Origin of the sequence: Streptomyces sp. SBT349, assembly GCF_001083795.1 — a bacterium.
In the GTDB taxonomy this organism is placed as follows: Bacteria; Actinomycetota; Actinomycetes; order Streptomycetales; family Streptomycetaceae; genus Streptomyces.
Genome location: NZ_LAVK01000315.1, coordinates 1 through 8647, shown reverse-complemented (window position 1 = coordinate 8647; position 8647 = coordinate 1). Strand labels below are relative to the sequence as shown.

Annotated in this window: 11 protein-coding genes; 9 read left to right on the top strand and 2 right to left on the bottom strand. The window is 72.8% G+C overall.

The annotated features are described in order from the left end of the window. The 6 genes from ADY01_RS28350 to ADY01_RS28325 form a co-directional block, all read left to right on the top strand. A partial coding sequence (locus ADY01_RS28350) for an MFS transporter (protein WP_049579203.1) occupies nucleotides 1-1077 on the top strand: 1077 nt, incomplete at its 5' end. A gap of 48 nt (nucleotides 1078-1125) precedes the next feature. After that, nucleotides 1126-1323, top strand: coding sequence for an Arc family DNA-binding protein (locus tag ADY01_RS28345; protein ID WP_049579201.1), 198 nt, complete (start codon nucleotides 1126-1128; stop codon nucleotides 1321-1323). Between the two features lie 3 nt (nucleotides 1324-1326). After that, nucleotides 1327-1713 (top strand): type II toxin-antitoxin system death-on-curing family toxin, encoded by a 387-nt coding sequence (locus tag ADY01_RS28340; RefSeq protein WP_049579196.1) that lies wholly within the window; start codon nucleotides 1327-1329, stop codon nucleotides 1711-1713. A gap of 72 nt (nucleotides 1714-1785) precedes the next feature. Then, nucleotides 1786-3588 carry a DEAD/DEAH box helicase gene (locus tag ADY01_RS28335; RefSeq protein WP_049579194.1) on the top strand — a complete coding sequence of 601 codons (1803 nt, stop codon included), beginning with the start codon at nucleotides 1786-1788 and terminating at the stop codon, nucleotides 3586-3588. A gap of 227 nt (nucleotides 3589-3815) precedes the next feature. Beyond that, nucleotides 3816-4460: an IclR family transcriptional regulator gene (locus ADY01_RS28330; protein WP_049579199.1), complete on the top strand. Its 645-nt coding sequence runs from the start codon at nucleotides 3816-3818 to the stop codon at nucleotides 4458-4460. Between the two features lie 9 nt (nucleotides 4461-4469). After that, nucleotides 4470-5303, top strand: a complete 834-nt coding sequence (locus ADY01_RS28325; RefSeq protein WP_107081853.1) for a S16 family serine protease — start codon at nucleotides 4470-4472, stop codon at nucleotides 5301-5303. 85 nt (nucleotides 5304-5388) lie between these two features. Here ADY01_RS28325 and hppD read toward each other — a convergent pair whose 3' ends face one another. Next, a complete protein-coding gene (gene hppD / locus ADY01_RS28320; protein ID WP_049579193.1) occupies nucleotides 5389-6510 on the bottom strand; it encodes a 4-hydroxyphenylpyruvate dioxygenase in 1122 nt (373 codons plus the stop codon). 119 nt (nucleotides 6511-6629) lie between these two features. On the opposite strand from hppD, the gene ADY01_RS28315 reads away from it, so the two are divergent. Then, nucleotides 6630-7112 carry an Lrp/AsnC family transcriptional regulator gene (locus tag ADY01_RS28315; protein WP_049579191.1) on the top strand — a complete coding sequence of 161 codons (483 nt, stop codon included), beginning with the start codon at nucleotides 6630-6632 and terminating at the stop codon, nucleotides 7110-7112. A gap of 11 nt (nucleotides 7113-7123) precedes the next feature. On the opposite strand, the gene ADY01_RS28310 is transcribed toward ADY01_RS28315, so the two are convergent. Further along, the gene (locus ADY01_RS28310; RefSeq protein ID WP_049579189.1) at nucleotides 7124-7537 is read right to left on the bottom strand and encodes an SsgA family sporulation/cell division regulator; all 414 of its coding nucleotides are present in this window, start codon (nucleotides 7535-7537) and stop codon (nucleotides 7124-7126) included. A gap of 217 nt (nucleotides 7538-7754) precedes the next feature. Between ADY01_RS28310 and ADY01_RS28305 the strand changes: the two genes are divergently transcribed. Together ADY01_RS28305 and ADY01_RS37525 are read left to right on the top strand one after the other, a co-directional pair. Then, a complete protein-coding gene (locus ADY01_RS28305) occupies nucleotides 7755-8297 on the top strand; it encodes a GNAT family N-acetyltransferase (protein ID WP_049579188.1) in 543 nt (180 codons plus the stop codon). A gap of 108 nt (nucleotides 8298-8405) precedes the next feature. Next, nucleotides 8406-8647, top strand: a 242-nt coding sequence (locus ADY01_RS37525) for a DUF2510 domain-containing protein (protein ID WP_159001473.1), incomplete at its 3' end; no start/stop codon positions are given.

The window sequence follows — 8647 nt, the reverse complement described above, 5'->3', positions numbered from 1 at the left end:
GCGCCGGGGGTGGGCGGCGGGCTGGTGATCGTCGCGCTCTACGTCACGGTGCGGGTGGCCTACCCGGAGCGGCTGCGGGCCTCGGCGCTCGCCTCGTTCTCGGCGGCGTGGGTGGTGCCCTCGATGATCGGCCCGGTGATCGCCGGCACCGTGACGGAACGGTTCGGCTGGCGCTGGGTCTTTCTCGGCATCACGGTGCTCGTGGTGCTCCCGGTGCTGGTGATGCTGCCCGCGCTGCGGCGTCTGGGCGCCCCCTCCCCGGCGGGGAGGCGGGGGCCGAGGTTCGACCGGAGGCGGCTGCGGCTCGCGGCGGCGGTGGCCCTGGGCGCGGGCCTGGTGCAGTTCGGCGGGCAGGAGCTGCGCTGGCTCTCGCTGGTGCCGGTCCTGGTGGGGCTGGCGCTGCTGGCCCCCTCGGCGAGGCTGCTGCTGCCGCGCGGCACCTTCCGCGCGGTCCGGGGGCTGCCAGCCGTGATCCTGCTGCGCGCGCTGGTCTCGTCCGCGTTCCTGTCCACGCAGACGTTCGTCCCGCTGATGCTGGTGACGCAGCGCGGCCTCTCGCTCACGCAGGCGGGGCTCGCGCTGGCGGCCTCGGGCGGGCTGTGGGCGCTGGGCTCGTTCACCCAGTCCCGGACGTGGATCGAGCCGCACCGCATCGCCCTGGTGCGGCTCGGCACGGTGCTGATCACGGTAGGGGTGGTGACCACGCCGCTGGTGCTGGTGGACGCGGTGCCGGTGTGGACCCCCGCCCTGACGCTGGCGGTGGCCGCGTTCGGCATGGGCGCGGTCACCGCCTCGGTCGGCGTGCTGGTGCTGCGCCTGTCCACGCCGGAGGAGGCGGGCGGCAACGTGGCCTCGCTCCAGGTCTGCGACAGCCTGGGCAACGTGGTGATGCTGACGACCGTGGGCACCCTCTTCGCCGCGCTGGGCGGCGACACCACGGCCACGGCCCACGGCGCCGCGTCCGAGGCGGCGGACATGACGGTGGGAGCGGGCGCGTTCCTCCCGGTCTACGCGGCCACCACGCTCGCGGCCCTCCTCTCGACGGTGGTGGCGGGCAGGCTGACGGCCAGGCCGTGAGGGGCGGTACCGTTTCGGTACCACTCTTGGTACCGTGAGAGTATGGCTATGAACTTGCGGTTGCCCGAAGACGTTCAGGAAGCCCTGAAGCAGCGGGCGGAGGAGGAGGGGCGCAGCATGCACGCGATAGTGGTTCAGGCGGTGGAGCGGTATCTCGTGGAGGAGGCGGACCGGACGACCGTCCGGAAGCTGGGGGCGAAGTACGCGGCCAAGCACGCGGACCTGCTCCGCAGGCTGGGGGAGTAGCGGGTGAAGTACCTCTCGGTCCGGGAAGCCCTGGACCTCGCACAGCTCGCGTGCGACCCCCAGGAGGTCGCCGTCCGGGATCTGGGGCTGCTGTCCTCGGCGCTCCACCGGCCGCGGTCGGGGATGTTCGGGGTGGCCGCCTATCCGGACCTTTTCGAGAAGGCGGCGGCGCTGTTGCAGTCGCTCGCCGTCAACCACCCTCTGGTGGACGGGAACAAGCGCACGGCCTGGATGTGCACGGTGGTCTTTCTCGACGCCAACGGGGTGGACATGGCGGACGTCGACCAGGACGTGGCATATGAACTGGTCATCGATGTGGCCGCGGGGAAGGCCGAGGAGGTGTCGGCGATCGCCGCGGCGCTCCGTTCCCTCGCCCGCGATGTGAGCTGAGCCGCATCGCCGGCTCGGGGGACGGGGGTAGGCTGACGCGGTCCTGTCGCCGTCCGACCCACCCCGGAGACCGTGACCGCCGCCGCCTCATCCTCCGCCGCCCACTCCTCCCACCTCTCTCCCGCGTTCCCCGGACGCGCCCCCTGGGGCACCGCGAGCAAGCTGCGGGCCTGGCAGGAGGGGGCGATGGACGCCTATCTCCGGGCCCAGCCACGGGACTTCCTCGCGGTCGCCACCCCGGGCGCGGGCAAGACCACCTTCGCCCTCACCCTCGCCTCCTGGCTGCTGCACCACCATGTCGTGCAGCAGGTGACCGTCGTCGCGCCCACCGAACACCTGAAGACGCAGTGGGCCGACGCGGCCGTGCGGATAGGGATCAGGCTCGACCCCGAGTACAGCGCGGGCCCGGTGGCCCGCGGGTACCACGGGGTCGCCGTGACCTACGCGGGCGTCGGCGTGCGGCCGATGCTCCACCGCAACCGCTGTGAGCAGCGCAAGACCCTCGTCATCCTGGACGAGATCCACCACGCCGGGGACTCGCGTTCCTGGGGCGAGGCGTGCCTGGAGGCGTTCGAGCCCGCGGCGCGGCGGCTCGCGCTGACGGGGACGCCGTTCCGCTCGGACACCAACCCGATCCCGTTCGTCGCCTATGGCGAGGGCAACGACGGCATCCGCAGGTCCGTCGCCGACTACACGTACGGCTATGGCAACGCCCTGGCCGACGGCGTCGTCCGGCCGGTGATCTTCCTCTCCTACAGCGGCAGCATGCGGTGGCGCACCAAGGCGGGCGACGAGGTCGCGGCCAGGCTCGGCGAGCCGATGACCAAGGACGCCACCTCGCAGGCGTGGCGCACCGCGCTCGACCCCAAGGGCGAGTGGATCCCCGCCGTCCTGCGCGCGGCCGACCGGCGGCTGACCGAGGTGCGCAGGTCGGTGCCCGACGCGGGCGGGCTCGTGATCGCCACCGACCAGGAGTCGGCGCGGGCCTACGCGCGGCTGATCAAGGACGTCACCGGCACCCCCGCGACCGTGGTCCTCTCCGACGACGGCGGCGCCTCGCAGCGCATCGAGGACTTCAGGACCTCGACGGACCGCTGGATGGTCGCCGTCCGCATGGTGTCCGAGGGCGTGGACGTGCCGCGGCTCGCGGTCGGCGTCTACGCGACGACCATCGCCACCCCGCTGTTCTTCGCCCAGGCCGTCGGCCGCTTCGTCCGCTCCCGGCGGCGCGGCGAGACCGCGTCCGTCTTCCTGCCCACCATCCCGTCGCTGCTCGGCTTCGCCCACGAGCTGGAGCTGGAACGCGACCACGTGCTGGACAAGCCGAGGAAGGACGGCGACGAGGACCCGTACGCGCCCGAGGAGGACCTGCTGCGGGACGCGGAGCGGGAGAAGGACGAGCCGGACGGCGAGCAGGACCAACTGCCGTTCGAGGCACTGGAGTCGGACGCCGTCTTCGACCGGGTGATGTACGACGGCGCCGAGTTCGGGATGCAGGCCCACCCGGGCAGCGCCGAGGAGGAGGACTACCTCGGCATTCCGGGGCTCCTGGAGCCCGACCAGGTGCGGCTCCTGCTCAGCAAGCGACAGGCGCGGCAGATCGCGCACAGCAGGCGGAAGCCCGACGAGGAGGCCGACCTGCTCGAACTGCCCGCCGAGCGGCGCCCGGTGGTCAGCCACAAGGAGATGATGGAGCTGCGCCGCGAGCTCAACTCGCTCGTCGCCTCCTACTCCCACCAGTCGGGCAAGCCCCATGGCGTGATCCACACCGAGCTGCGCCGCGCCTGCGGGGGCCCGGCCACCGCCGAGGCCAGCGTGGGCCAGCTGCGCCAGCGGCTGACGAAGGTCAGGGAGTGGGCCACCCGGATGCGGTGAGGCCGTGGCGGGGTGATGCGGCGGGGTGATGCGGCGGAGATGAGCGCAAAGCGTTCGAAAATCGTGGCCGAGTGCTCGGATTCTGGACAGACCCTTCCGCTGAGCGGTGCCTCTGTATAGGTTTCCGGACACGCGCACGTCCGGTGGCAGCGTCGCCCCGGTGCGCGGCCGCCTCGACCCGCTTCCCGCGACCGCTCATCGCCGGGCTGATCCGAGAGGGGGGCGTCGTGACCGCGGAGACCTCTCAGACGCTCGACCGGGGACTGCGAGTCCTCAAGCTGCTCGCCGAGACCGACCACGGCCTGACCGTGACCGAGCTGTCCAAGCAGCTCGGCGTGAACCGCACGGTCGTCTACCGGCTGCTCGCCACCCTGGAGCAGCACTCCCTGGTGCGCCGCGACGCCGGTGGCCGGGCCCGCGTCGGGGTGGGCGTGCTGGGCCTCGGCCGCCAGGTGCACCCGCTGGTGCGGGAGGCGGCGCTGCCCGCGCTGCGCTCGCTGGCCGAGGACGTCGGCGCCACCGCCCACCTCACGGTCGTCGACGGGAACGACGCGCTGGCCGTGGCGGTGGTCGAGCCCAGCTGGACCGACTACCACGTCGCCTACCGGACAGGCTTCCGGCACCCGCTCGACCGGGGCGCCGCGGGGCGGGCCATTCTCACCGGGCGCTGCAAGGACATCACCGACGAGGACGGCTATGTGCTGACGCACGGGGAGCTGGAGGCGGGTGCCAGCGGCGCCGCCGCCCCGCTGCCCGCCGAGTGCGGCATCGAGGGCAGCGTCGGCGTGGTGATGCTCAGCGAGGCCGTGCCGCCCGAGGTGGGCCCCCGCGTGCTCAGGGCCGCCCAGGAGGTGGCGGCCGTGCTGCGTTAGATTCCCTCCATGTCCGCACGCCCGACCGCACCGCCGGCCGACGCCGGGCCGACCCCGCCGCCCGACCGCCGCCGGGCGGCGCTGCTCGCCGCCTGCGCCGTCGCCCTCCTGGGGCTGCTCGCCGTGGCGGCGCTGGCCCCGCTGCCGTTCTCGGTGACCCACCCGGGCCTGACCGCGGACGTGCTCGGCGAGCACGCCGGGGAGCCGGTGATCACCATCACGGGCGCGCCGGTGCGCGATCCCGAGGGCGAGCTGCGGATGACCACGATCACCGCCACCTCACCGGACGCCACGGTGCGCCTCGGGGACGTGGTCAGCGGGTACTTCGCGGGCGACCGCGCCGTGATGCCGCGCGAGGCGGTCTACCCGGTGGGCGAGAACACCGAGGAGATCCAGGAGCACAACTCCGCGCAGATGCGCGAATCCCAGCACGCCGCGGTGACGGCGGCGCTCTCCCACCTGGACCTCGACCCGTCGGAGGTCTCCGTCGAGCTCCGCCTCGCCGACGTCGGAGGGCCGAGCGCGGGGCTGCTGTTCTCGCTCGGCATCGTGGACCTGCTGGAGGGCGACGGCAGGGGCGGCGACCTCACCGGCGGGCTCACCGTCGCGGGGACCGGCACCATCGACCCGGACGGCAGGGTCGGCGCGGTCGGCGGCGTTCCCCTCAAGACCCAGGCGGCCAGACGCGACGGCGCGACCGTCTTCCTCGTGCCGCGCGACGAGTGCGGCGACGCGACCGCCGACGTGCCGGACGGGCTGCGGCTGCTCCCGGTCACCACCCTCGGGGGCGCGGTGGAGGACCTGCGCGCGCTGGCCGCGGGGGAGCCGGTCCCCTCCTGCTGACGTCTCGCGCCGACGGCCGCGCGGCGCACATCAAAACCGCCCCCGCGAGTGCAGGTCGCGGGGGCGGCTGTGGGGGGTGGTGCTTTTACAGATTCCCCCGTCGGGCCTGTTCACGCTCGATTGCTTCGAAGAGAGCTTTGAAGTTCCCTTTGCCGAATCCCTGCGACCCGTGCCGTTCGATCAGTTCGAAGAAGACCGTCGGGCGGTCCTGAACGGGCTTGGTGAAGATCTGGAGGAGGTAGCCGTCCTCGTCGCGGTCGGCGAGGATCCTCAGCTCGCGCAGCGTCTCCACCGGCACGCGCGTGGTCCCGACCCACTCGCCGAGCGTGTCGTAGTACGAGCCCGGCACGTCGAGGAACTCCACGCCGGATTCGCGCAGGGCGCGCACCGTCCCGATGATGTCGTCGGTCGCCAGCGCGATGTGCTGGACGCCGGGGCCGCCGTAGAACTCCAGGTACTCGTCGATCTGCGACTTCTTCTTCCCGGCCGCCGGCTCGTTGATCGGGAACTTGACCTTCCGCGTCCCGTCCGCCACGACCTTGGACATCAGCGCGGAGTACTCGGTGGCGATGTCGTCGCCGACGAACTCCTTCATGTTGGTGAAGCCCATGACCCGCCGGTAGAAGTCCACCCAGGTGTCCATCCGGCCCAGCTCCACGTTGCCCACGCAGTGGTCCACCGCCCGGAACGTCCGGGACGCCGGCGGGGTGACCAGCGGCTGCGCGGCGACGAAGCCGGGCAGGTAGGTGCCCTTGTAGTCGCCCCGCTCCACCAGGGTGTGCCGGGTCTCCCCGTAGGTGGCGACGGCGGCGACGACCACCGTGCCGTCCTCGTCGGAGAGCTCCTCGGGTTCGGCGAGACCCCGGGCGCCCTGCGCGACGGCGTGCGCGTAGGCCGCGCGGGCGTCGGGCACCTCGATGGCCAGGTCGATCACGCCGTCGCCGTGCTTGGCCACATGCCGGGCCAGCGCGTGCCCCTCGGGGGAGACCGGCCGGATGACGGAGGTGACGACGAACCTGGCGTCCCCCGACTCCAGTACGTAGCTGGCGCTCTCCCGGTGGCCGTTCTCCGGGCCCCGATAGGCGACGAGGGTCATCCCGAACGCCGTCGAGTAGTAGTGCGCCGCCTGTTTCGCGTTGCCCACTGCGAAGACGACCGCGTCCATGCCCCGTACGGGGAACGGGTCGGCCGATGCGATCTCAGTCATCTTCCCAGGGTGTTGGGGCATGGCAGAGTGCGCAATAGTTTGCGTGTGTGCTGGGCAGTCTGTAGAAGGCTATGCGCGTAGCGCAGTGAAATCTGTACAGGATGACCAGGAGGTCGGCCATGGCCATCGACGAGCTGGACGCCCGGCTGCTCGAACTGCTCGCGCGGGAGCCGCGCATGGGGGTGCTGGAGGCGTCCCGGCGCCTGGGGGTGGCGCGCGGAACCGCGCAGGCGCGCCTGGACAAGCTGCGCTCGGGCGGGGTCATCCGCGGCTTCGGACCCGACGTGGACCCGGCGGCGCTCGGCTTCCCGGTGACGGCGTTCGCCACGCTGGAGATCAAGCAGGGCCAGGGCGAGGAGGTGCGCCGCCACCTCGCCGGGGTGCCCGAGGTGCTGGAACTGCACACCATCACCGGCGAGGGCGACATGCTGTGCCGGCTGGTGGCCCGTTCCAACGCGGACCTCCAGCGGGTCATCGACCGCGTGCTGGGGTTCGACGGGATCGTCAGGTCGTCCACCGCGATCGTGATGGAGAACCCGGTGCCGCTGCGGATCATCCCGCTGGTGCGGCACGCGGCCAGGACGCGGTGGGACGCGCACTAGTGCCGCGTCGGTCAGGGTGTGCCCGTCACGTCGCCCAGGTCGTCGGCGACGCGCAGGCGGTGCGCCTCCGCGCCGGGCGGGACCAGCCGCAGGGTCCGCCGCAGCCAGGCCGCCACCGGCTCGACCGGGGCGTGCAGCAGGGCCTCGCCGTCCGGGGACTGGAGCGCGAGACAGAGAACGTGGCACCCCCGCGCGGTGCCGGGCCACAGCCGCACATCGCCCTGGCCCGACGGCCGCGTCAGGCCCTCGATCAGCAGTTCGCGGGCGAAGGCCCAGTCGACGGGGGACTCGGAGTTGATGTGGAAGCTGACGTGCACCGCGTAGGGGTCCTCCGCGTGGTAGCGGAGCCGTGCCGGGACGGGGATGCTGCGCTCACCAGAGAGCACCAGCCTCAGGTCGAGCTCCCGCTCGATCGTGATGTGCATGCGATGCGACCTCTCCTGTCCGTTCCTGTCCGTGCCGTTGTGCCGGGTTCCGGTCGTGCGGTGGGGAGAGGCGGGCGGGCGCGTGCTCTTACGCGGCTCCCGAGGATTTTTCCGGCCCTTTGCCTTCGGCGGCGCGGGGCCCCGGCCGGGCCGGGGGGAGCGCGCGACGACGTCGCCGACCAGGGCGTTGTCAGCGGCGGCGCGTAGCGTCGGAGGCATGAACGCGGGAAGGCGGGTGCGCATCGTTCCCTGGCACGAGGGCGGGCTCGACCTGCTCCGCCGGACGAACGCGCCGGAGATGATGGTCCACCTCGGGGGTCCGGAGAGCGAGGAGAAGCTGCTCGACCGGCACCGGCGTTACCTGCTCCTGGAGGCGGCCGGGCCCGGACGGATGTTCCTGGTGGAGCTGGCGGGGGGCGGCGGCCCGGCGGGGACCATCGGGTACTGGGAGCGCGAGTGGGGCGGCGCCACGGTGTGGGAGACGGGGTGGAGCGTGGCGCCCGAGTTCCAGGGGAGGGGGGTGGCGACGGCCGCCGCCCTGGCTGTGGCCGAGGCGGCGGCGCGGGACGGCCGGCACCGCTTCCTGCACGCGTTCCCCTCGGTGGAGAACCCGGCGTCGAACGCGATCTGCCGCAAGGCCGGTTTCACCCTGGTGGGGCCCTGCGATCTGGAGTATCCGAAGGGGCGGGCGCTCCGGTGCCACGACTGGCGCCTGGATCTCGGGGATGTGACGGGACTCGGCTCGAACGACCCGGCGTGAGTTGGCTATGGTCCTCAGGGGAAGCACGGACGGACGCGGCTCGCGCGGCGACGTACGATGCTTACCCGGCAGACTGAAGGACGGCACGGACGAGGAGATTCGGCCCACATGAGCTCCCCACCCGCAGGGCCCAACTGGTACCCGGACCCGTCCATTCCCGGCTATATCCGGTACTGGAACGGCACCTCCTGGGTGCCCGGCAGCAGCCGGCCCGAGCCGCGGGAGGGCGAGCCCGTACCCACGCCGCCGTCGGGTGCCTCGGCCGCGCCCCCCGCGCCCGGGCCGGCCGTGCCCGCCGCCCGCGAGGGTGAGACGCAGCCGTTCTTCTTCGACGAGGACCCGCCCAAGCC